Source organism: Pseudomonas sp. PI1 (assembly GCF_000812405.1).
In the GTDB taxonomy this organism is placed as follows: domain Bacteria; phylum Pseudomonadota; class Gammaproteobacteria; order Pseudomonadales; family Pseudomonadaceae; genus Pseudomonas; species Pseudomonas citronellolis.
Window position 1 is genome coordinate 1 of record NZ_JWMC01000082.1, and the last position, 21,681, is coordinate 21,681.

Below are 21,681 nucleotides of genomic sequence, written 5' to 3' on the forward strand. Positions count from 1 at the left end.
CCCTGGTGCTGTGGTGGCGGCGCCGCCCGCAAGGCGTGCTGGGCGCGCCGGCGGCCATGGCGGGTGCGCGCTCCCCGGCGCTGGCCCTCGCCGTGCTGGTGCTGCTGGGGCTGTACCTGCCGCTGCTGGGCGCCTCGCTGCTGCTGGTCTGGCTGCTGGAGCGCTGCCTGCTGTCGCGCATCGCCCCGCTCGCCCGCTTCCTCGGCCTGGACGGCTACAGCGCCTCGGCCAGCGGGTAGAGCAGTTCTTCCTTGTAGCCGGCCCAGACCCGCAGCGCGTCGGGGAAACTCGCGTCCAGCTGCGGGTCGCCGCTGTCCACCAGCAGCGGCCGGCCTTCCAGGGTGCCGAGCTTGCGCTTGGTGGCCACCACCCGCAGGCGCTCCAGGCCGATGGCGCGCAGCACCCGCGGGCTGATCTGCTGGTTGCCGCGGCCGATCACGTGGCCCTGGCCGCCGATCACCGTCACCAGCAGCCAGCTGGGGTAGTCGTCCACCAGTTCGAACAGCTGCTGCTCGGTGACGTCGCGGGCGATCACCTCGCCGTTCTCGATCACGTCCACGCCCAGCAGCGTGGTCTCCAGGCCCAGTTCGCGGGCCAGGCCGTGCAGCGTCGAGCCGGGGCCGAAGACGTAGCGCACGCCGTCTTCCCAGGTGTCGCGCAGCCAGTCGGCGATGTCGGCCAGCACCAGCTCCTCGGTCTCCACCCCGGCCTGCTTGACGTGCTGCATGAAGCGGCCTTCCTCCGGCACCGTCAGCTCGGCGTACCAGCGCGCCGCCACCCGGCCCTCGCGCAGCGCTGCCTCGTCTAGGTCGCGCACCTCGCCCTGGGCCAGTCGCACCAGGCCGCCCTCCACCAGGCGCCGGGCCAGCTCGCCGGCCGCCCGCGGGCTGACCGCATAGACCCCGGAATGGATTTTCACCCCGGCCGGGATGCCCAGCACCGGCTGGCCCTCGCGCGCCACTGCGGCGACGTCGCGGGCGGTGCCGTCGCCGCCGGCGAAGAGGATCAGCGCCACCCCGGCGTCCTGCAGCAGGGTCACGGCGCGGCGGGTGTCCTCGGCGCTGGTGCGCTCGCCTGCCAGTTCGCCGATCACCTCGAAGTGGAAGCCCATCTCGGCCAGCAGGTCGCCGCCCATCGGCCCCGGGAAGGAGAGGAAGCGCAGGCGCTCGCGCAGCGGCAGCAGCACCTCCAGCGCCTGCTGGGTGCGCTCGGCCGCGCGCGGCGCGGCCCCCAGCGCCAGGGCCTGCTCAGCGACGCCGTCGCTGCCCTTGAGCGCGGCAGTGCCGCCGATACCGGCCAGCGGATTGACGATCAGGCCCAGGTGAAATCCGTCCATACTCAACCTCAAAGGACTTTCCCACGGATACCAGGTCCGGGAGGGACCGGCTCATAACAAGCATTCACCGCCCCGCCGCCCGGCTCGCGCCCGCGGCCATGGCGGTCGTTTCGCCCGGCGCGCGCTGTCACCGGGACTTCATGTGATTCTGCCTAGACTGCAGCAGCTTTCGATGAGGAGTTTGGCCATGAGCTCGCACCCCACCCATGACAACGCCCCGCGTCGCGAACCCCCGCGTCCCGCCCCGGACCAGCCGGTGGGCGGCTCGATCATCGACGCCCAGGGCCGCGAGATACCCATCACCGAAGACATGATCCAGCGCGCCTGCCGCGAACTGGAAGGCAGCTGCGTGCAGAAGCGCGCGCGCTGACCCCTCCGGCCCGCCGCCCTGGCGGGCCCTTTCCCCTGTCTACTCGCCGACGCGGTTGGCGCCCAGCGCCTGGACCAGGCGCTCCAGCGCCGGCGCCTCACCCTGGATGTCCACCCACAGGCCGGTGATCTCGCGGCGCGGCGGGTAGTGCTTGCGCAGCGCGTCGAAGGCCTCGCGGCGCGCCTCGGCGCCGCCCACCAGGCTACGGCGGAAGGCCGCGTCGTCGCCGCGCGGGTCGTACACCGCGCGGCACAGCAGGCCCAGCGCCCAGTCCGGCGCGCAGTCCTCGCCCAGGCTCAGTTCCATCAGCCATTGCGCCGGCAGCAGGTCGTCCAGCTGCACACTGGGCTCGATGCCGCGCCAGGCGCAGAAGGCCTCGTAGATCTGCGCCGTGCCGCGCAGCTTGCCGTCCAGGCTGTAGCCGGCGATGTGCGGGGTGGCGATGCGGCACAGCTGGGCCAGCTCGGGGTCGGCCTGGGGCTCGCCTTCCCATACGTCCAGCGCCACGTCCAGGTCGGCGCCGCTCTCCAGGCGCTGGCGCAGCGCCAGGTTGTCCACCACCGCGCCGCGGCTGGCGTTGAGCAGCCAGGCGCCGGGGCGCAGGTGGGCCAGGCGCTCGGCGTCGATCAGGTGGCGCGTCATGTGCGCGCCCATGCTGGTCAGCGGCGTGTGCAGGCTGATCACGTCGCATTCGTGGACGATCTCTTCCAGGCTGACGAAGTCTCCGCCCTCGGCGGCCTGCCGCGGCGGGTCGCACACCCGCACGTCCCAGCCCAGGCCGCGCAGCACGTCCACCAGGCGCCCGCCGACCTGGCCGGCGCCGACCACGCCGTAGCGGCGCTTGCCCAGGTCCGCGCCGTGGGCCTCGGCCAGCGCCAGCAGGCTGCCCAGCACCCAGTCCACCACGCCGCGAGCGTTGCAGCCCGGCGCGCTGGACCAGGCGATGCCGGCCTCGGCGAAGTAGCCCAGGTCCAGGTGGTCGGTGCCGATGGTGCAAGTGCCGACGAAGCGCACCGCGCTGCCTTCCAGCAGCTCGCGGTCGACCTGGGTCACCGAGCGCACCAGCAGCACCTCGGCGTCGCCCAGGGTGGCGCGGTCGATGGCGCGCCCGGGGACGCGGCGGATCTCGCCCTGGGCGCCGAAGAAGGCCTCGGCCAGGGGAATGTTCTCGTCGGCAAGGATGCGCATGGGGAAAGCTCCTATTGGGGAAAGCTCCTACGGATGATTCCTGCCACTTTACCAGCGCCACGGCCGGGGGTCGCGGCCCGCGTGCGCGGCGCTTTCCTGACCCTACCGTCAGGCGATAGACTGGCCGGCTTCCCCACGTAAGCTCAGCCAAGGACAGCCGTGACTGCCATTGCCCAGCCCGTCTCGCGCGGACGGCGCATCGCCACCGAACTCAGGGAGCTGCTCACCCTCGCCGCGCCCATCATGATCGCCCAGCTGGCCACCACCGCCATGGGCTTCGTCGACGCCGTCATGGCCGGCCGCGTCGGCCCCCGCGACCTGGCCGCGGTGGCCCTGGGCAACTCCATCTGGATCCCGGTGTTCCTGCTGATGACCGGCACGCTGCTGGCCACCACCGCCAAGGTCGCCCAGCGCTTCGGCGCCGGCGACCAGCCCGGCACCGGCCCGCTGGTGCGCCAGGCGCTGTGGCTGGCGCTGCTGGTGGGGCCGCTGGCGGCGGCCGCGCTGTGGTTCCTTTCCGAGCCCATCCTGCGGGCGATGAAGGTCGAGGAAGCGCTGATCGAACCCAGCCGCTTCTACCTGCGCGGCATCGCCTGCGGCCTGCCGGCGGTGGCCCTGTACCACGTGCTGCGCTGCTTCAGCGATGGCCTGGGGCGCACCCGGCCGAGCATGGTGCTGGGCATCTGCGGATTGCTGCTGAACATCCCCCTCAACTACGTGCTGATCTACGGCCACCTGGGCGTCCCGGCCCTGGGCGGCGCCGGCTGCGGCTGGGCCACCGGCACGGTGATGTGGTTCATGCTGCTGGGCATGCTGGTGTGGGTGAAAAGCGCCCGGGTGTACCGGCCCAGCGCCCTGTTCGTGCGCTGGGAACGGCCCGACCGCAAGGTGATCGGCGGCCTGGTCAGCGTCGGCCTGCCCATCGGCATCGCCATCTTCGCCGAGTCGAGCATCTTCTCGGTGATCGCCCTGCTGATCGGCGAGCTGGGCGAGAAGGTCGTGGCCGGGCACCAGATCGCCCTGAACATCAGCGCCCTGGCCTTCATGATCCCCTACGCCCTGGCCATGGCGGTGACCGTGCGCGTCGGCCAGGCCCTGGGCGCCAGCCGCCCGCGCGACGCGCGCTTCTCCGCCGGCACCGGGATGGCCACGGCGCTGGCCTGGGCGGCCATCTCGGCCAGCGCCATGCTGGTGTTCCGCGAACACATCGCCGCGCTCTACACCCGCGACCCCGAGGTGCTGACGCTGGCCGCCGCGCTGCTGGTGTACTCGGCGCTGTTCCAGTTCTCCGACGGTCTGCAGGTCACCGCCGCCGGCGCCCTGCGCGGCTACCAGGACACCCGCGCGGTCATGCTCATCACCCTGTTCGCCTACTGGGGCATCGGCCTGCCGGTGGGCTACAGCCTCGGCCTCGCCGACTGGCTGCAACAGCCCACCGGCCCGCGCGGGCTGTGGGAAGGCCTGATCGTCGGCCTGACCTGCGCGGCGATCCTGCTCGGCATCCGCCTGGCGCGCAGTGCGCGGCGGCATATCAGGTTGCAGCAGATGCGCGGGGTCTGACGGTACTGCTCGTCACCGTACAGATAGAATGCGAAGTTTTCCTGGCCTACCTGGAAATGAGCGATGAACGCAAAGACGAAGAAGGAATTGATCGCCGTCGCTGCCCCCGCAGTTGAACAGACACGGCTCGACGAATACGACGACTACCTGCGGCGAAAGGTTGATGCGGCACGCGCCTCGTTGCAGGCAAGCCGCGGTCGTTCCCATGCCGAAGTAGAGTCGACTTTCAGCGCACTGCGCGCCGAGACGCTAGGCGGTTAGACTCCCAGGCCTCCCCTTCCAGGCCAAGGAGCCCTGCCATGAGCGACGCCACCGTCACCGCCAGCCACGCCGGCATTCCCTACCAGGTCAGCCTGTCCGACGGCCTGCACCAGTGGCTGGCCGACGAACCCGCCGAGCTGGGCGGCGGCAACCAGGGCCCGGGGCCCTTCCAGTTGCTGCTATCGTCCCTGGGCGCCTGCACCGCCATCACCCTGGCCATGTACGCGCGGCGCAAGCAATGGCCGCTGGACGGCATCCAGGTACAGCTCAGGCTCAGCCAGGAGAAACCCGGCAACAGCCGCATCGCCCGCGACATCAGCCTGAACGGCGCGCTGGACGACGCCCAGCGCCAGCGCCTGCTGGAAATCGCCAACACCTGCCCGGTGCACAAGCTGCTCAGCGGCGAAATCCATATCGACAGCCAGTTGCTGTGACACCGCGCTGAAGCCGGCCGGCTTCCCTCAGGGCTCGTCCGCGCCGCTCGGCAGGCGGCCGCCGGTCATGCTGGGCAGTACCGCGTCGCGGCGCACCAGGCCGTGGAACAGTGCGGCCGCCAGGTGCAGCAGGATGGTCACCATCAGCAGGTAGGCGATCACGCTATGGGCGCTGCGCAGCAGGCTGTGCAGCCACACCGAGGGGTCGACCAGGGCCGGCAGTTCGTGGCCCTCGAACAGCACCACCGGGTAGCCGCCGGCCGACTGCATGGTCCAGCCCACCAGCGGCTGCAGGATCAGCAGCGCGTACAGCAGGTAGTGCGAGGCGTGGGCCAGGCGCTGCTGCCAGACCGGCATCGCCCGCGGCAGCGCCGGCACCCGCCGGCCCAGGCGGATGGCCAGGCGCAGCAGCACCAGCACCAGCAGCGCCGCGCCCAGGGGCTTGTGGATCGCCACCAGGGTGGCATGGGCGGGCGAAGCGCTGGCGACCATGGCCAGGCCGATCAGCAGCATGGCGATCACCAGCGGCGCCATCAGCCAGTGCAACACGCGCAGCGGCAAGGGGAAGTAGCGGGGTTCGGCTTTCACGGCTGCGGCTCCTTGGCCGGCATGGCGGCCTGCTCGCGGGTACGGCGGTTGAAGGATTCCGAATAGGCCGCCGAGCGCGCGCTCAGCAGCGGGTCGTCCGAGGCACGGATGCCGTCGGGCAGGATCAGCGGGTCGTAGTTGACGTCCTGGCAGGGCCCGCCCTGCTCGGGCAGCGCGCGCTCGATGACCAGTTCGCCGGCGTCGATGCTGCGGCGCTGCGCCGGCCAGGCCCGGGTGGCGTCGGCGGTGGAGTCGCCGGGCTCGCCGAGGGTCAGCATCAACCGCCATTTCAGCGGCCCCTGGGCCAGGCGCTGCTGCAGCTCGGCGGCGAGGAAGTCGGCCTCGCCGCGCTGCTCGGCGCTGATCGGCTGGTAGGCTGCCTCCGGCTGCACCGACCAGCGCACCGGGTGCTCGCGGCCCTGCCCGTCCACCAGGAAGAAGGCGTTGAGGCCGTAGTAGGCGCTGTTGGCGTAGCTGGACGAAGGCGTGGAACTCTTCACCCAGGCGCGGAAGGCGGCGGTTTCCGGGTGCGCCTGGAAGAACGCGGCCAGCTTCGCCGGGTCGGGCTTGCCGCTGCCCGGCTGCGGCTGCGAGGCCTGCTGCAGCGCGTAGAAGCCCTGCACGCTGTTCACCACGAACACCGGCATGGCGTTCATCCCGGTGCGCCATTCCCCGCCGTGCCCAGGCAGGAAGCGCAGGGCCAGGCTGCGGATGGGCGCGGCGCCGTCGCTGGCGGCCGGGTTGCCGCCGGGAATCGCCAGGCGCCCCACCACCGGCACGCTGCCACTGGCGAACACCGCGGCGCGGGAGACTTCGCCGCCGGCACCGTTGCTGTCGAAATGGCCGACCACACAAAGGCCCTTGGCATGGTTGCGGCGATAGGCCGGGTAGACGCCGGCGTTCTGCTCCAGGCTGTCCACCAGGCGCGCCGGGGTCAGGCGCTGCGGGCCGATCCAGCCGGCGGCATAGGCGAAGGCGGCGGCCAGGCCGCCCACCGCCAGGGCGATGGTCGCCAGGCGCAGGGGCAGGTTCGGCGGCGCCGAGTCGGGTTGGGTCATGGGTAGGTCCTCATTGGGCCAGGTTCGATGAGCCCGTACGACGCACCAGGCGCCGGGTTATTCCCGGCAGCGGAAATTCGCCCGAAAGCCGACCGGCGGTGGAATAAACTGCGCGGGGATTCGTCCTACCGGCTCGACGAACCACGGAGACGGCCGACGGCCACGGCGCGATGAACGAACTGGATGACCAGCAACTGCGCGAACTGCTGCCGCGCCTGCGGCGCTTCGCGCTGTCCCTGACGCGCGAGGCGGCCAGCGCCGACGACCTGGTCCAGGCCACCCTGGAAAAGGCCCTCTCGGCCTGGGGCGGCAAGCGCGGCGACGGCGACCTGCGCGCCTGGCTGTTCGCCATCCTCTACCGCCTGTTCGTCGACGGCCAGCGCCGCGCCCGCCGCTATGCGCGCATCCTCTCGCTGTTCGGCGGTACGGACGAAAGCAGCCCCTCCACCGAGGACATCGTCAGCGCGCAGTCCACCCTGGAGGCCTTCGAACGCCTGCCGGCCGAACAGCGCGCCCTGCTCACCCTGGTCAGCGTCGAGGGGCTGAGCTACCGCGAGGTCGGCGAGGCCCTGCAGATCCCCATCGGCACCGTGATGTCGCGCCTGTCGCGCGCACGCCAGGCCCTGCGCGCGCTCAGCGAAGGCAGCAGCGGCGCCCCTTCCCTACGGGTACTCAAATGAGCGAACTGACGCCTACCGAAAGCGACCTGCACGCCTACCTCGACGGCCAACTGGACGCCGAGCGCCGGCAATGGATCGAAGCCTGGCTGGCCAGCCACCCGCAGGAGGCCCGCCGCGTCGAGCAATGGCGGCAGGACGCCCAGCACCTGCGCGCCGCCCTGGCCAGCCGCGCCCTGCCGCCGGCCGGCCCGGCGCTGGACCCGGCGCGCATCCGCCGCCAGCTGCGCGAACGCCGCCGCGCCCGCCTGGCCACCGCCGCCGCCCTGCTGCTGGCCCTGGGCGTGGGCAGCCTGGGCGGCTGGCAGGCCCGCGAAATGAGCCTGGTCAGGCACGGCAAGCCGATGGAGGACGCGGTGCAGGCCTACCGCCTGTTCGCCGCCAACGGCAGCAGCGCGCCGCTGGACACCCGGGCCGGCGAGAACGTGCGCAACTGGCTCGGCCGCTACCTGGAGAACGCCAACCTGCCCGCCGACCTCGACCGCCTGGGCCTGCGCAGCGTCGGCGCGCGCCTGCTGGCCACCGAGCAGGGCGCGGCGGCGCTGGTGATCTACGAGGATGCCCAGGGCCATCGCCTGAGTTTCTTCATCCGCCCGCCGGGCCCTGGCCACCTCATGCTGCCCCATGGCCAGCGGCAGGATGGCGAGCTGCTGACGCGCTACTGGAGCCAGGGCGACTACAACTACGCGCTGGTAAGCCGCAGCGATAACCCGCAGGGGGACCAGGTGGGACAGTTGCTGGGGTTCTGAGCCAGGCGCCGAATCGCGGACAGCGTCCTCCTACTCCCGCCGGCAAACGGTTATTCGCGCTACGAAGCTGGAAGCAAGAGCGGTAGGGCAACTGTCTCGCCGGTCGTGCTGATGTGCTTTTCGTAGGATGGGTTGAGCTTGCGATACCCATGCGGTTGCGCTGATGGGTATCGCTTCGCTCAACGCCATCCTACGAAAAGCAGTGCCTCCTGGAACCGTAGGACTCCGTCCGCGATTGCCCCCCGGCCGCCCCCCAAAAACTATTTTTACGCGATCCCGAAGCCTCGTTCGTTTCGTCAGATGCCAATGCAACTGATTCGCATTTTAAATGCGGCGAAACTTCAGAAGAGAGCCTTCGATGACCACCCACGCCCGACGCTCCCCCCTGCAACGCCTGTGTGCACCCGCCAACCTGTCGCTGCTGGCGCTGTCCGTCGCCCTGGCCGCCGTGCCCGCCGCCGGCGTCCAGGCCGCCGAGCCCAGCAGCCAGGCCCAGGCCGGCTACCGCTTCGCCATTGAGCGCCAGCCCCTGGCCGGCGCGCTGAACGCCTTCAGTTCGGTCACCGGCTGGCAGGTGGCCCTGCCGGCGGAGCTGGCCAGCGGCGTCACCTCCCCCGGCGTCAGCGGCCGCCTGGGCGCCGAGCAGGCGCTCAAGCGCCTGCTGGCCGGCAGCGGCCTGGACTACCGCCAGGTCTCCGAGCGCAACGTCGTGCTGTTCCGCGCCCCGGGCGCCCGCGCCATCGAACTGCAGCCGCAGACCGTCACCGCCACCCGCCAGGCGCAGAACGTCAACGAAGTGCCGAACACCGTCAGCGTGCGCAGCCGCACCGACCTGGACCGCAACAACGTCAACAGCATCAAGGACCTGGTGCGCGACGAACCCGGCGTCAGCGTCGGCGGCACCGGCCAGCGCTCGGGCATCACCGGCTACAACATCCGCGGCATCGACGGCGACCGCGTGCTGACGCAAATCGACGGCGTCGAGATTCCCGGTTCCTTCTTCAACGGCCCCTACGCCCAGACCGAGCGCAACTACGTCGACCCGGAAATCGTCAAGCGCGTGGAAATCCTCCGCGGCCCGGCCTCGGCGCTGTACGGCAGCAACGCCATCGGCGGCGCGGTGAGCTACTTCACCCTCGACCCGAGCGACATCATCAAGGACGGCAAGGACGTCGGCGCGCGCCTGAAGGCCGGCTACAGCTCGGCCGACGACAGCTGGCTGACCTCCGCCACCGTCGCCGGCCGCCACGACGACTTCGACGCCCTGCTCCACGTCAGCCAGCGCAACGGCCACGAGACCGAGTCCTACGGCAGCCACGGCGGCACCGGCCTCTCCCGCACCGAAGCCAACCCCGAGGACGTGCGCACCACCAACGTGCTGGCCAAGCTGGGCTGGAACTACGCCGAAGGCTCGCGCTTCGGCCTGACCTACGAGCACTACAAGGACGACGTCGATTCCGACCAGAAGAGCGCCTACGGCGGCCCCTACTCCAACGGCGCGCCGGCCCTGCCGCCGAGCATCCTGCCCGGCGGCATGTACCAGTGGCGCAAGGCCAGCGACACCATCACCCGCGAGCGCTTCGGCCTGGACCATCAGCTCCTCGTCGACAGCGCCCTGGCCGACCACGCCAAGTGGACCTTCAACTACCAGGTGGCGAAGACCGACCAGGGCACCGAGGAGTTCTACTACCCCATGACCCGCCAGGTCCTGCGCACCCGCGACACCCTCTACAAGGAACGCCAGTGGGTGTTCGACCTGCAGCTGGACAAGAGCTTCGAGCTGGGCGAGACGGACCACCTGCTGACCTACGGCACCAACCTCAAGCGGCAGAAGGTCACCGGCTACCGCGAAGGCAGCGGCACCTGCCTGGCCGTGGGCCGCGGCTGCACAGCCGTGGGCGCCAGCAGCGCCAGCGACGCCCTGGCACGCAGCAGCGACTTCCCGGACCCGACCATCGACACCTACGGCCTGTTCGCCCAGGACGAGGTCCGCTGGAACGCCTGGACCTTCCTGCCCGGCCTGCGCTACGACTACACCCGGCTGAAGCCGCACATCACCGAGGAGTTCCTCAACACCGCCGACCAGAGCGGCGACGGCGAAGTCAGCAGCGAGGACAAGACCTGGCACCAGCTCTCGCCCAAGCTCGGCGTGACCTATGCCTTCAACGACAACTACCTGTGGTACGGCCAGTACGCCCAGGGCTTCCGCACCCCGACCGCCAAGGCGCTGTACGGCCGCTTCGACAACCCCACCAGCGGCTACCGCGTCGAGCCCAACCCGGACCTGGACCCGGAACGCAGCCAGAGCTACGAGACCGGCCTGCGCGGCACCTTCGACGTCGGCTCGTTCGATGTCTCGGTGTTCTACAACAAGTACCGCGACTTCATTAACGAGGACGCCATCACCGCCGGCTACAACGAGGTCACCTTCCAGAGCAACAACATCAAGCACGCCATCATCAAGGGCGTGGAGCTCAAGGGCCGCCTGGAACTGGCCCCGTTCGGCGCGCCAGAGGGCCTCTACAGCAAGGGCTCGGTGGCCTACGCCTACGGCCGCAACAAGGACACCGGCGAGCCGCTCAACAGCGTCAACCCGCTGACCGGCGTGTTCGGCCTGGGCTACGACGCGCCCAGCCAGGTCTACGGCGGCCTGCTGAACTGGACCCTGGTCAAGCGCAAGGACCGCGTCGACGACACCACCTTCAACGCCCCGGACGGCACCAGCAGCCAGTTCAAGACCCCCGGCTTCGGCATCCTCGACCTGACCGCCTACTACAAGCTGACCGACGACCTGACGCTGAACGCCGGCGTGTACAACCTCACCGACAAGAAGTACTGGCTGTGGGACGACGTGCGCGGCTACGACAGCGTCGGCGAAGCCTCGGTGCTGGCCCCGGCCAACCTCGACCGCCTGACCCAGCCGGGGCGCAACTTCTCGGTCAACCTGGTGTGGGATATCTGAGGTAAGCGCTCTTCGTAGGATGGGCCGAGCCTGCGATACCCATGCGGTCGTGGCGATGGGTATCGCTTCGCTCAACACCATCCTACGGGGTGTTGCGGGTGCCGACGGTGTAGCGGACCTTGTCCGCGATAGCCGGGCGTCCCGGCGCGGATCGCGGATGAGATCCGCTCCTACGCCATGCGCACCTCCGGATTCACCTGTAGGAGCGCGCCCTGCGCGCGAAATCGCGGGCAGGGCCCGCTCCTACAGGGGAACCTCTCATCCGTTCTTTACGTTTTTCCCTCTCTCGTTCGTCTCGTCTTCTGTGAATCCATCGCTCAAGGAACCTGCTGCATGACCACCCTGGAAGCCCCCGCCCTGCGTTCCCAGCGCCTGAACCTGGCGACCCACGCCCCGCACCAGCGCCTGGACGCCGCGGTGAAGGCCCACGATCCCTTCGCCAGCCGCGAGAACTTCACCCCCTTCGTCGTCGCCCAGTACCTGTTCCAGTCCGAGCTGCAGGCGCTGTACCAGGACGCCGAGCTGGGCGCGATCTTTCCCGACCTGCCCGAGCGCTGCCGCGCCCAGCAGGCGAAGGCCGACCTCGCCGACCTCGGCGCCCAGGTGCCGGCGCCGGTGGCCGGCGCCCTGGCCAACCCGTCCCGCGCGCAGGCCCTGGGCTGGCTGTTCGTCTCCGAGGGCTCCAAGCTCGGCGCCGCCTTCCTGATCAAGCGCGTGGCCGCCCTGGGCCTGGACGAGAACTTCGGCGCCCGCCACCTGGGCGAGCCGGCCGGCGGCCGCGCCGAGGGCTGGAAGCGCTTCACCCGCACCCTCGACGGCCTGGACCTGGATGCAGAGGAAGAACGCGCGGCCGAAGCCGGCGCCCTGGCCGCCTTCGAGCGTTTCGGCACCCTGCTGCAGCACGCCTACGAGCATGCCGCCGCCCACGCCTGACGCGGTGATTGACGCGCATCCCGGCAGCCGCCAGGATGCGCCTTTCTCCCCCGTCGCTGCCGTCCCGATGTCCCAGCCCGCCCGTTCGCGCACCGTCCGCCTGCTCTATGCCCTGCTCGCCTACACCAGCCTGGGCGTGGGCATGGTCGGCCTGGTGGTGCCCGGCCTGCCGACCACCGAGTTCGTCCTGCTGGCGGCCTGGGCCGCGGCCAAGAGCTCGCCCAGGCTCAGCGCCTGGCTGGAGAACCACCGGCTATTCGGTCCCATCCTCGCCAACTGGCGCAACGGCCGCGCCATCGCCCGCCGGGCCAAGGTCGCCGCCAGCCTGGCGATGCTCGCGGCGCTGGCGATCATGCTGCTGACTCTGCCCCATGGTTACTGGCTGTATGCGGTGGTGCTGGGCATGGCGATCGGCAACCTGTGGATCTGGTCGCGGCCGGATGAGCGGCCGGCGACGGGGTCAGAGCGGAATTCGTAGGGTGGGTAAAACCTGCGCGGTGCTCGCCGGTGACCATGGTGTTGCCGGTTGTTCCGTTCCCTCTCCCTAACCCTCTCCCTGAAGGGAGAGGGGACCGTTGGGCAGATGCTGATAGTTCGGCGTTAGCCGGCTAGCACAGTGATTACCGGCTGAAACCATTCCTTATCTCGGCACGGACAAGCCCCCTCTCCCTTCAGGGAGAGGGCTGGGGAGAGGGCGCTCTCATACCCAACACCAGCGCAACCGGGAAACTCCATTCGCGAGCAAGAACTCTTGTGGTGGTCAAATAATTTCGGACACTTCGATAGGTTGTTTGGGTGGCCTGCGCTCGTAGCGGGTGGGTGGCAGATAGCCCAGGCTGGAGTGCAGGCGCACGTTGTTGTAGAAGCCGACGATGTAGTCGGCGATGTCGCTCATGGCCTCGGCATGATTGGCGTAGTCACGTTGCCAGACCCGCTCCATTTTCAGGTTCAGGAAGAAGCGTTCCATGACCGCGTTGTCCCAGCAATTTCCCTTGCGGCTCATGCTCAAGATCAGGCCATGCCGCCTGAGCAGCGCGCGATAAACCTCGCTGGCGTACTGGCTACCACGATCCGAATGCACGATCAGGCCCGGCGCGGGTTGCCGCTGAGCAATCGCCATCTGTAGCGCCGAACAGGCCAGTTCCGCCGGCATGTTCGGGGCCATCGCCCAGCCAACGATCTTGCGCGAATACAAGTCCATCACCACAGCCAGGTACAGCCAACCTCGGCGGGTGCGGATGTAGGTGATATCCGCCACCCAGGCCTGGTTTGCCGCCGGAGGATCGAACCGGCGGGCCAGGATATTGGAGGCTATCGGCAGGTCATGCTTGCTGTTGGTCGTGTGCACGAACTTGCGCTTCCAGACTGGCCGAAGCCGGTGCTCGCGCATCAGCCGGCGGACTCGGTAGCGCCCTACATGCACGCCCTCGCCATTGAGCGCGGCTTGCAGGCGACGACTCCCATAGGTACGCCCGCAGCTCATGAACAGGGCCTTCAAGGAAGCGGCTACCGGGCAGTGCAAGGCAGGACGCAAGGGGCGGCGTTGCGCGGCGTAGTAGCCCGACCGACTGACACCCAGCAGCCGGCACAGCCGCGCAATTCCGGCCTTCTTCTGCTGCTGAGCGATCAATCGGTGAATCACTTCAGTTCGCGGGCGAAGAAGGCCGAGGCCTTCCTAAGAAACACCTTCTACAGCCTGAAGGGTGAAGCCAAATTCAGCAGCCCGACGGTGCAAGCCTTTGACAACACGCTCGCGATACTTTTGCTCGTAGTGGTCGGCGCCCGGATCCTCATAGGCCATGCCGAAGCGCATCGCGTTATAGAACAGGATGGCGATCTTACGCGCAGTGGCGGTCACGGCCTTGGCCTTGCCGATGCGTGCCGACAAGCGTCGGTAGAAAGCACCCAGCGCCGTATTGGTTTTGCCAATGGTTACCGCAGCCAAGCGTAGATGCGCGGTGACCCGATTCTTAGTCTTGCGTGTGTGGGCGGAAAGCACCTTGCCACCGCTGATTCGGCAGCCCGGCGCCAACGTCAGCCAGGAGGTGAAATGCTGGGCGGTACGCCATCGACTCAAGTCGGTGCCGCACTCGGCAACCAGACGCAAGGCCAAGTAAGGGCCGATACCATGGATCTGCGTGAGGTCGACGCCGACCAATTGATAGAGCAAGGTGCGGACGTCGAAGTTGAGTGCGTTCGGCTGTCGCGTAGGGTGCCGTGCTTTGGGTAACGGCTCGCCAGGCAATGGCTTCTGCTGAGCGAGTTGGTGCAGGCTCCGCGCTATTTGCTGGTCGCACAGCTCAAGCTGCATCTGGTAGGCGTCGTACATGGCCAGCGCCTGCGCCAGGGCAAAGACATGCTCCGGTTGATAGTTGCCGACCAGAGCACTTCGAATGATTTCGAGACTGGACTTGCAGCGTGTGTCACGCATGCGGGCCAAGATCAGGGCATCGCGTTCGCCGGCAACGATGGCTCGAATAATGCGCATGCCCGTGGCTCCGGTTATGTCGGTGACCACATGATGCAATTGCAGATTCATGTGGGTGAGCGCCTTTTGCATGTGCTGAATATGCGCGGCGGCGTAATCAAGGTGGCGCTCTCGCAGGCGCAGGTAGCTGCGCAGTGCCGCAATCTCGCGATCGGGATGGAAGCTGGCTCGCAGCAAACCACAGGCATGTAATCGCTGGATCCATTGCGCGTCGTTGACGTCGGTTTTGCGCCCGGGCACGGCACGGGCATCCCTGGCATTGGCCAACACAACCTGCAGGCCATGGGACTCTAGAATCTCGTAGACCGGGATCCAGTACACCCCAGTCGACTCCATTGCCACGGTAGTGATCCCGAGATCAACCAGCCAAGCGGCCATACGTTCCAGGTCGGCCGTAAACGCGTTAAAGGTTTGCACCGCCTCTTCTGTGATGTCGGCAGGCACCGCTACCACATGGAAGCGCGAGCCGATATCGATCCCAGCTGCCCGGTCATGAATAACCGGCAGGCCATGACGCTGCGCTTTGGTCGTTTTCATGAGTACCCTCCATTCACCGGAAGTGCTGGACGGGGACTCGGATCAAATCACATTCCTAAACGGGGTCACGAAACGTGCCACCACTAACGGGTCCGCAGCTTCCCCTGGGTCAGGTTTTTTGACGGGGACGGAGCCTCCAAAAAGCAGACGACCACTGTCCAGCGGGGTCAGTGTAGTGGGCGTGTTTCTAACCCAATGGGTCTCGGAGCACCGGGGAGGCGGTTTTTTAGCAGGTCGTTGTCCTGCTTCAATTGGCGATTCTCTGCCTCCAACTGACGAATCCGCTGCTGCTCGGGTGTCAGTGGCTTACCCACTCCCGCCTGCCCCGACAGCTCGGCTTCGTATTGCTGAACCCAGCGGCGAACTGCCGTCTCTCCCAGGTCCATATCTCGGCAGACCTGCGTAATGCTCAGGCCCTGGTCCTTGATCATCTGGACGACTTGTAGCTTGAAGCTGGCATCGAATGCTCTGCGTTTACGGCTCATGAATGACTCCTCTATTCAGTGGATTTTCCACCTATCGAGGTGTCCGAGGAAATTGAACCACCACACTCTCGCCCCCACAAAAAGCAAATCCCCCCCAACGGAGGTATGCTGAAAACCTACCCCAACCACCCCGAGCCACCACCATGCCAACCCCCGCCAAACCCACCAGCAAGGTCGACCAGCTCCTGGCCGAGGCCCAGCAGCGCCGCGAAAGCAGCTACCGGGAAAAGGCCCTGAAGATGTACCCCTGGATCTGCGGGCGCTGCGGCCGCGAGTTCTCCGGCAAGCGCCTGAGCGAACTCACCGTGCACCACCGCGACCACAACCACGACAACAACCCCGAGGACGGCTCCAACTGGGAGCTGCTGTGCCTCTACTGCCACGACAACGAGCACCAGCGCCAGGTCGATGCCCACTACCAGGGCAACGATGCCGGCGCCAGCGGGCCGAAGGTCACGCACAAGGCCCTGGCCGGGCTGGCCGCGTTGCTCAACAAGGATTCCTGAGCACGCCTGTTGCCTTGCGCGGCGTTTCCTGCGAAAACGGCGCCCCGAAACGGCCCGGCCGGGCCGCCACCTGCGACAGAGGCACAGACATGAGCGACGAACTGCGTATCGAGGACATCCGCCCCGGCGACGGCAAGGCGGTGGTCAAGGGCGCGCTGATCACCACCCACTACCGGGGCACCCTGGAGGACGGCACCGTCTTCGATTCCTCCTACGACAAGGGCCGCCCCTTCCAGTGCGTGATCGGCACAGGACGTGTCATTAAAGGCTGGGATATCGGCCTCATGAACATGCAGGTCGGCGGCAAGCGCAAGCTCTTCGTGCCGGCGCACCTGGCCTACGGCGAGCGGCAGATCGGCGCGCACATCAAGCCCAACTCGAACCTGGTGTTCGAGATCGAGCTGCTGGAAGTGCTGACCCGCGACGACTGAGCGTACCTCGCCTCAGGCCGTGGATTGCACCGACATCAGCCTGGCGCGCTGGCGCAGCAGGTTGGCGTCCACCGCGTCCAGGGCGTCGACGAAGGCCACGGCGAAGGAGCCCGGCCCGCGGCTGGCGGCCTCGGCGATTTCCGCGGCCACGGCGAAGTGCACGTGGGCCGCGGCCAGGGCGGTGAAGGCGTCCACCGCCACCGCCGTGTAGGCCGCCACCAGCGCGCCCAGGGCGCAGCCGGAGGCGGTCACCCGCGGCAGCAGCGCGCTGCCGCCGCCGATGCGCAGCAGGCGCGGCACGGCGCTCTCGCGGCTGTCGCCGACCCAGCCCAGCAGGTGGTCCACCGCGCCCGAAGCCGACACCGCCTGGCAGTTGCGCAGCAGTTCCACCGCCGCCGGCACCGCGCGGGCCGGGTCGTCGGAGCTGTCGAAGCCCGGCGCGCCCTGCCCCAGCCCGGCCAGGCCGATGATCTCCGAAGCGTTGCCGCGCACCACCGCCGGGCGCTGCTGCAGCAGCTCGGCGGCCACCCCGCCGCGCCAGGGCAGGCCGCCGGCGCCGATGGGGTCCAGCACCCAGGGCGTGCCGTGGACCACCGCCGAACGCACCGCCTGGCGCATGCCTTCCACCTGGGCGCTGGTCGGGGTGCCCAGGTTGACCAGCACGGCGCCGGCCACGCGGGCGAAGCCGGCGGCCTCCTCGGGGTTGTCGACCATCGCCGGCGAGGCCCCGGCGGCCAGCAGCACGTTGGCCATGAAGTTGGCCGACACCACATTGGTCAGGCACTGCACCAGCGGCCGCGCGGCGCGCAGTTCGGCGTGGGCGGCGATGATCGAATCCAGGCCGGGCAGGAACCTGGCGGGCGCGGCGGTGGGCATGGGGCGGCTCCGGGAGGGCGGCGGAAAGTGCGCCTAATCTACCCGTTCCGCGCCAAGCCCTCTATGGCTGCGCCGCCCAGGGCGTGGCCGCGCCCGCCTCCACCTGCAGCGACAGGTAGTGCACGCCGGCCAGCACGCCGCTCTGGCTGTTGCCCATCAGCGCCAGCCACTGCTGGTCGAAGGCATCGTTGAGGTCCTTGCGCAGCTGCGCTTCCAGTTGCGGGCGCTCGCGGTCGCGGGACAGCGCGGTGAGCCCGGCGCTGCCCAGCGACAGCACCGTCCCCGCCGCCTTGCCCACCGCAGCGGCGATGGCGCCCACGGCGCCGCTGACGGTCACCTCGCCCAGCAGCTTCTCGCTGGTGCGCCGGGCCACGGCGGATACGCCCTGGTCCGGCTCATCCACGTCCACCCCGGTGCGCGTCGAGGCATCGTGCACCCGGGCGATCAACGCCTGGTAGGCCGGCAACTGGTCCAGGCGCTTCGCCTGCAACAGCTGGTACAGCGAGGCATCCCGTGTGGCGGGTGGGCCCAGGGCGATGGCGGGGATGGCCTGCAAACGCTGGTCCAGCTGCGCGCGCGGCACGCCCAGGCGTTCGGGGATGGCGTCCAGCTGCCCGGCGAGGGCCTGCACGTAGAAACGGGTGGCGGCCTCCATCACCGCGGCGGGGTCGACCTGCCGCGCCACCGGCTCGAGTACGCGGCGCTGGTACTGGCCCTGCAGGTAGACGGACAGGCGGCTGACCGCCGGGCTCTTCTCGCTGTCGCCGAGCTTGTACCAGGCCACCCGCAAGCCCAGCCACTGCTGCGTCCAGTAGCCGGAGAACCAGGGGACGAAGTCGCTGTCGGTGCGCTGGTAGACCAGGTCCATCCAGTTTTCCATGGCGCCGCGGGCGTAGTCCTCGGCCTTGTCGGCGGCGGCCATGGAAGCGGAGGCGATGTCGCGGTCCACCTGTGCCCAGGTGGCCGCCGTCACCGGCGCCAGCGGCTCGGCGGCCTTGTGCCCGGCGCAGGCCGCAAGCGCCAGCAACGCCGCCAGCAACAGGCAGCGCAGCGGTCGCCAGGCTGTCGCTCGGCTGGCCATCGACTATCCCTCCGCCACGGGCGCCGCCGGCGCGGGAAAGTCGCCGGCGCCCTACTCCACCTTATCCGCAGCGCCGCCGCAGGGGCTGGCGGCCGGACGCACGGCAGGCGTCAGTCGAAGGCCACCGCGGCGCTGGGCAGCACGTCCAGGCGCGGGGCGAAGCTGCTCATGCGGCTGAACACTTCGTTGTGGTGGGCGATGATCTGCTCGGCGCGCAGCACGCGGTTGTCCAGGGTGCTGTGGGCGTCGCCGGCCAGCACCACGTCGTAGCCCTCGGCCAGGGCGCGGCGCACCGTGGTGTCGACGCAGAAGTCGGTCTGCATGCCGCAGATCACCAGGCCGGTCACGCCCAGCTTGCGCAGCAGGGCATCCAGTTCGGTGCCGTGGAAGGAGTCGGGCGTGGTCTTGCGCACCCGCGGCTCGCCATCGGCCACCTGCAGCGCCGGGGCCAGCTGCCAGCCTTCGCTGCCAGGGCGGAAGTCGCCCTCGGGCTCCTCGTGCTGGACGAAGATGACCGGCAGGCCGAGGTCGCGGGCGCGGCGGCCCAGGCCGTTGATGCGCTCGACCACGCCTTGGTGGTCGAAGCAGGCGTCGGCGCCGCCGCACAGGGCGTGCTGGACGTCGATGACGAGCAGGGCGACGGACATGCTGAAACTCCCCGGTAGCGATGGAAAAGGACCAACGATAGCCGGCGGCGGCGGGGCCGGCCAGCGCCGCGTCAGGACGGCAACTGCTCGCGCATGGCCCCGGCCAGCTCGGCGGCGCCCTCCTCGTCCAGGCGCCCGGCCGCGCCACGGACGTCGTCGGCCACCTTGTTCTGGCTGAGCTTGGACTTGCCGACCAGCTCGTGGATCTGCACCTCGATGCCGACCACCTTGGCCAGCATCCCGGCGATGAATTCCGGGGTGGAATCGGTCATGCGCCAGGGCCGCGCCTCGCCGGCCTCGTGGGTGCGCGTGAGGCGGCCCACCAGGCCGCGGACGAAGCGCTCGTCGTCGACCACCCGCAGGGTGCCGCGCACGTGCACCACCTGGTAGTTCCAGGTGGGCACCTGCTCGTGGGCCAGGTGCTTGCTGGGGTACCAGTTGGGCGAGATGTAGTGCTCCGCGCCGCGGAACACCACCAGCACCTCGCTGCCATCGGCGTGCTGCCACAAGGGGTTGGCCCGGGCCACGTGGGCGCGCAGGCAACCCTCTTCGGGGAGCAGTTCGAAGGGAATGTGGTCGGCGTCCAGCCCCCCGCCGCTGTCGTGCACCAGCATGCCCAGCGGGTGGGCCTGGATCAGGCGGTGCAGCGCGTCGACACGGGTCTCGCGGAAATGCTCGGGCAGGTACATGCCGTTCTCCGGGTACTGGGAAGGCCCCCATGATGCGCGGGGATTGGTCCACTACAAAGAGCCATTTCCCCTTCGCCACAGGGAGCCATTCCCCGGCGGTCCGTCATTCGCGGGTGATGCCCGTGATGGTGATGCCATACAGGCGCAGCAACGCATCGGTCGCGTCGCCCTCGGGGGTTTCGTGGGCGGCGCCGTACTCGCCCTTCTCCAGGTTGCGGCGCGCCCACTCCAGCAGGTAGCGCTCCGCCTCCTGCATGCTCGGCTTGTGCGCGGACGGCATGGGCAGGACGCTCGTGTTGTTGTCCTTGTGGTAACTGATCTTCCAGCGTGCCATGGGCCTCTCCCTCTCGAAGCATGGGTATCAGGGTAAGAAGCCCATGCGCCGCCAGGGTTCAAACCGATCGATCGCCTGCCGCCCGGCAGGCCCCGGGCAACCGCTGGCGAAACTTCTTCGAACCATTCGGCCACGTGGCCTTCCCACTACATGTGCGGGCCGATGACGGTTCGCCCATTCAGTGGAAACCAACCCTGAGGAGTTCATCATGACTTCGAAGAGCAGCAACCCCGGCAACTTCGCCAACGACCGCGAGAAAGCCTCGGAAGCCGGCAAGAAAGGCGGCTCCCGCAGTGGCGGCAACTTCGCCAATGACCGTGAAAGAGCCGCGGAGGCCGGCCGCAAGGGTGGCCAGCACAGCCACGGCGGCGGCAGGAGCTAGGCCGTAGCCCTGAGCGGGCCTGGCGGAGCCCCGGGTTCCGCCGGGCTTCTTCATGAAGCGCCTAGCCGTGGTGGTCCCGCTCGCCGTCCAGCGGCAGCGCCACGCCCGCTCCCCCGCCGCCACCGAGGCCGCCGCCCAGGCCGCCCTTGCCTGGCCTCCCGAGGCGCTGAAGGTTGGCGCCCGGCGTAAACAGGCTAGCCGTTGGGCAGTGTAGCCCCGTGCCCCGTCAGAGCGTCGGGTCCCAGCGCTGCGACCAGTCCGGGTCCTCGCGCACCAGCTCGCGCAGCAGCGCGAAGGCCTGCTGCAACTGCGCCGAATCGCGCTCGCGGGAATACACCAGGTAGGTCGGGTAGCTGAACTCCGGGGCCCGCGGCACGCGGCGCAGCACGCCCTTGTCGAGGTAGCTTTGCACCACCCGCGTGCGGAAGTAGCCCGAGCCGCCGTTCTCCAGGATGTACTGCAGCGCCAGCGGCCCGAGGTTGAAGGCCACCGGCGCGCGGGCCTTGTCCGGCAAAGCGCTGTCGTGCTGCTGGCGGAAGCCCTCGCCCCAGTCGATGTACACGTAGGGCTCGGGGTTCTTGGCGCGCACCAGGATGAGCTTCTCTTCCAGCAACTGCTCCACCTGCATGCCCGGCCAGTAGTGCGGCTGGTACACCAGCGCGGCGTCCAGCACGCCCAGCTCCAGCTGGCGCAGCAGGGCCTCGCCGCTGCCGATCTCGGCGCGCACCGCGTAGTTGTCGATGGTCTGCCGAATGCGGCTGACCCAGCGCAGCATCAGCGGGTTGCACAGGCTCACCTCGCCGCCGATGTGCAGCACGTTGTCCACGCCCTCGGGCAGCGGCAGGTCGCGCTGCGCGGCTTCCCAGGTCTGCAGCATCTGGTTGGCGTAGATGATGAAAGCCTCGCCGTCGGCGGTCAGGCGCGCGCCGGCGCGGTTGCGCACGAACAGCTTGCAGTTGAGGTGGCTTTCCAGCTTCTGGATGCGCGCGGTGATGGCCGTCTGGGTGACGTGCATGCGCTCGGCGGCGGCGACGAAGCTGCCGTGGCGGGCGATTTCCAGGAAGGTGCGGGTGAGGTCGATGTCCATGCTGTGGGGCGGGGCTGGGGGC

General features: G+C 69.1%; 22 protein-coding genes and 4 pseudogenes. 13 read left to right on the top strand and 13 right to left on the bottom strand.

Going from position 1 to position 21,681, the window contains the following annotated elements:
- Positions 1 to 239 (top strand): annotated as a pseudogene (locus RN02_RS25695) (PepSY domain-containing protein); the annotation flags it as partial.
- Here the strand turns inward: RN02_RS25695 and RN02_RS25700 are convergent.
- The gene (locus RN02_RS25700; protein WP_043317863.1) at positions 215 to 1,336 is read right to left on the bottom strand and encodes an ATP-NAD kinase family protein; all 1,122 of its coding nucleotides are present in this window, start codon (positions 1,334 to 1,336) and stop codon (positions 215 to 217) included. The pseudogene RN02_RS25695 and the gene RN02_RS25700 sit on opposite strands and share 25 nt — an antisense overlap.
- A 187-nt stretch (positions 1,337 to 1,523) precedes the next feature.
- Here RN02_RS25700 and RN02_RS25705 point away from each other — a divergent pair, with 187 nt between their 5' ends.
- Positions 1,524 to 1,706, top strand: coding sequence for a PA1571 family protein (locus RN02_RS25705; RefSeq protein WP_009620307.1), 183 nt, complete (start codon positions 1,524 to 1,526; stop codon positions 1,704 to 1,706).
- A gap of 39 nt (positions 1,707 to 1,745) precedes the next feature.
- Here the strand turns inward: RN02_RS25705 and pdxB are convergent, their stop codons facing one another.
- Positions 1,746 to 2,894 carry a 4-phosphoerythronate dehydrogenase PdxB gene (pdxB, locus tag RN02_RS25710; protein WP_043317865.1) on the bottom strand — a complete coding sequence of 383 codons (1,149 nt, stop codon included), beginning with the start codon at positions 2,892 to 2,894 and terminating at the stop codon, positions 1,746 to 1,748.
- 159 nt (positions 2,895 to 3,053) lie between these two features.
- On the opposite strand from pdxB, the gene RN02_RS25715 reads away from it, so the two are divergent.
- The 3 genes from RN02_RS25715 (at position 3,054) to RN02_RS25725 (ending at position 5,149) form a co-directional block, all read left to right on the top strand.
- A complete protein-coding gene (locus tag RN02_RS25715) occupies positions 3,054 to 4,454 on the top strand; it encodes an MATE family efflux transporter (RefSeq protein WP_043317867.1) in 1,401 nt (466 codons plus the stop codon).
- A gap of 63 nt (positions 4,455 to 4,517) precedes the next feature.
- The gene (locus RN02_RS25720; RefSeq protein WP_052267871.1) at positions 4,518 to 4,715 is read left to right on the top strand and encodes a hypothetical protein; all 198 of its coding nucleotides are present in this window, start codon (positions 4,518 to 4,520) and stop codon (positions 4,713 to 4,715) included.
- Between the two features lie 38 nt (positions 4,716 to 4,753).
- Entirely contained in the window at positions 4,754 to 5,149 is a 396-nt protein-coding gene (locus RN02_RS25725; RefSeq protein WP_043317869.1) for an OsmC family protein, read from the top strand.
- Between the two features lie 27 nt (positions 5,150 to 5,176).
- Here RN02_RS25725 and RN02_RS25730 read toward each other — a convergent pair whose 3' ends face one another.
- Positions 5,177 to 5,737, bottom strand: a complete 561-nt coding sequence (locus RN02_RS25730; RefSeq protein WP_043317871.1) for a cytochrome b — start codon at positions 5,735 to 5,737, stop codon at positions 5,177 to 5,179.
- Positions 5,734 to 6,795, bottom strand: a complete 1,062-nt coding sequence (locus tag RN02_RS25735) for a catalase family peroxidase (protein WP_043317873.1) — start codon at positions 6,793 to 6,795, stop codon at positions 5,734 to 5,736. The genes RN02_RS25730 and RN02_RS25735 overlap by 4 nt, the downstream gene beginning before the upstream one ends.
- Positions 6,796 to 6,965: 170 nt before the next feature.
- On the opposite strand from RN02_RS25735, the gene RN02_RS25740 reads away from it, so the two are divergent.
- From RN02_RS25740 to RN02_RS25760, 5 genes are all read left to right on the top strand, one after another.
- Complete coding sequence (locus tag RN02_RS25740) at positions 6,966 to 7,475, top strand: sigma-70 family RNA polymerase sigma factor (RefSeq protein ID WP_043317875.1); 510 nt, start codon at positions 6,966 to 6,968, stop codon at positions 7,473 to 7,475.
- A complete protein-coding gene (locus tag RN02_RS25745) occupies positions 7,472 to 8,221 on the top strand; it encodes an anti-sigma factor family protein (protein ID WP_043317877.1) in 750 nt (249 codons plus the stop codon). Before RN02_RS25740 ends, RN02_RS25745 begins: the two co-directional genes overlap by 4 nt.
- A gap of 358 nt (positions 8,222 to 8,579) precedes the next feature.
- The gene (locus RN02_RS25750) at positions 8,580 to 11,183 is read left to right on the top strand and encodes a TonB-dependent receptor (RefSeq protein WP_052267873.1); all 2,604 of its coding nucleotides are present in this window, start codon (positions 8,580 to 8,582) and stop codon (positions 11,181 to 11,183) included.
- A gap of 333 nt (positions 11,184 to 11,516) precedes the next feature.
- The gene (locus RN02_RS25755; protein WP_043317879.1) at positions 11,517 to 12,116 is read left to right on the top strand and encodes a biliverdin-producing heme oxygenase; all 600 of its coding nucleotides are present in this window, start codon (positions 11,517 to 11,519) and stop codon (positions 12,114 to 12,116) included.
- Positions 12,117 to 12,183: 67 nt separating this feature from the next.
- Entirely contained in the window at positions 12,184 to 12,594 is a 411-nt protein-coding gene (locus tag RN02_RS25760; protein WP_043317881.1) for a YbaN family protein, read from the top strand.
- 282 nt (positions 12,595 to 12,876) lie between these two features.
- On the opposite strand, the pseudogene RN02_RS25765 reads toward RN02_RS25760, so the two are convergent.
- The 3 genes and pseudogenes from RN02_RS25765 to RN02_RS25775 all read right to left on the bottom strand — a co-directional run.
- Positions 12,877 to 13,791: pseudogene (locus RN02_RS25765) on the bottom strand (IS3 family transposase); the annotation flags it as partial.
- Positions 13,792 to 15,141 carry an IS110 family transposase gene (locus tag RN02_RS25770; protein ID WP_043317885.1) on the bottom strand — a complete coding sequence of 450 codons (1,350 nt, stop codon included), beginning with the start codon at positions 15,139 to 15,141 and terminating at the stop codon, positions 13,792 to 13,794.
- A 224-nt stretch (positions 15,142 to 15,365) separates the two neighbouring features.
- Positions 15,366 to 15,626: pseudogene (locus tag RN02_RS25775) on the bottom strand (transposase); the annotation flags it as partial.
- 143 nt (positions 15,627 to 15,769) lie between these two features.
- Between RN02_RS25775 and RN02_RS25780 the strand changes: the two are divergent.
- Together RN02_RS25780 and RN02_RS25785 are read left to right on the top strand one after the other, a co-directional pair.
- Positions 15,770 to 16,132 (top strand): YajD family HNH nuclease, encoded by a 363-nt coding sequence (locus RN02_RS25780; RefSeq protein WP_043317887.1) that lies wholly within the window; start codon positions 15,770 to 15,772, stop codon positions 16,130 to 16,132.
- An 89-nt stretch (positions 16,133 to 16,221) separates the two neighbouring features.
- Positions 16,222 to 16,563, top strand: coding sequence for an FKBP-type peptidyl-prolyl cis-trans isomerase (locus RN02_RS25785; RefSeq protein WP_043317889.1), 342 nt, complete (start codon positions 16,222 to 16,224; stop codon positions 16,561 to 16,563).
- Positions 16,564 to 16,575: 12 nt separating this feature from the next.
- On the opposite strand, the gene thiM is transcribed toward RN02_RS25785, so the two are convergent.
- The 5 genes from thiM to RN02_RS25810 all read right to left on the bottom strand — a co-directional run bounded on the left by thiM (position 16,576) and on the right by RN02_RS25810 (position 20,190).
- On the bottom strand, positions 16,576 to 17,439 hold the full coding sequence (gene thiM, locus RN02_RS25790; protein WP_043317891.1) for a hydroxyethylthiazole kinase: 864 nt from the start codon (positions 17,437 to 17,439) through the stop codon (positions 16,576 to 16,578).
- A gap of 61 nt (positions 17,440 to 17,500) precedes the next feature.
- The gene (locus RN02_RS25795) at positions 17,501 to 18,520 is read right to left on the bottom strand and encodes a hypothetical protein (protein WP_052267876.1); all 1,020 of its coding nucleotides are present in this window, start codon (positions 18,518 to 18,520) and stop codon (positions 17,501 to 17,503) included.
- Positions 18,521 to 18,630: 110 nt separating this feature from the next.
- A complete protein-coding gene (locus RN02_RS25800; RefSeq protein WP_043317893.1) occupies positions 18,631 to 19,167 on the bottom strand; it encodes a cysteine hydrolase family protein in 537 nt (178 codons plus the stop codon).
- 71 nt (positions 19,168 to 19,238) lie between these two features.
- Complete coding sequence (locus RN02_RS25805) at positions 19,239 to 19,856, bottom strand: FMN-binding negative transcriptional regulator (RefSeq protein WP_043317894.1); 618 nt, start codon at positions 19,854 to 19,856, stop codon at positions 19,239 to 19,241.
- Positions 19,857 to 19,959: 103 nt separating this feature from the next.
- Positions 19,960 to 20,190 (bottom strand): hypothetical protein, encoded by a 231-nt coding sequence (locus tag RN02_RS25810; protein WP_043317896.1) that lies wholly within the window; start codon positions 20,188 to 20,190, stop codon positions 19,960 to 19,962.
- A gap of 232 nt (positions 20,191 to 20,422) precedes the next feature.
- Here RN02_RS25810 and RN02_RS25815 point away from each other — a divergent pair.
- Positions 20,423 to 20,572: pseudogene (locus tag RN02_RS25815) on the top strand (general stress protein); the annotation flags it as partial.
- A gap of 226 nt (positions 20,573 to 20,798) precedes the next feature.
- On the opposite strand, the gene RN02_RS25820 reads toward RN02_RS25815, so the two are convergent.
- A complete protein-coding gene (locus RN02_RS25820; RefSeq protein ID WP_043317898.1) occupies positions 20,799 to 21,659 on the bottom strand; it encodes a LysR family transcriptional regulator in 861 nt (286 codons plus the stop codon).
- Positions 21,660 to 21,681 lie beyond the last annotated feature (22 nt).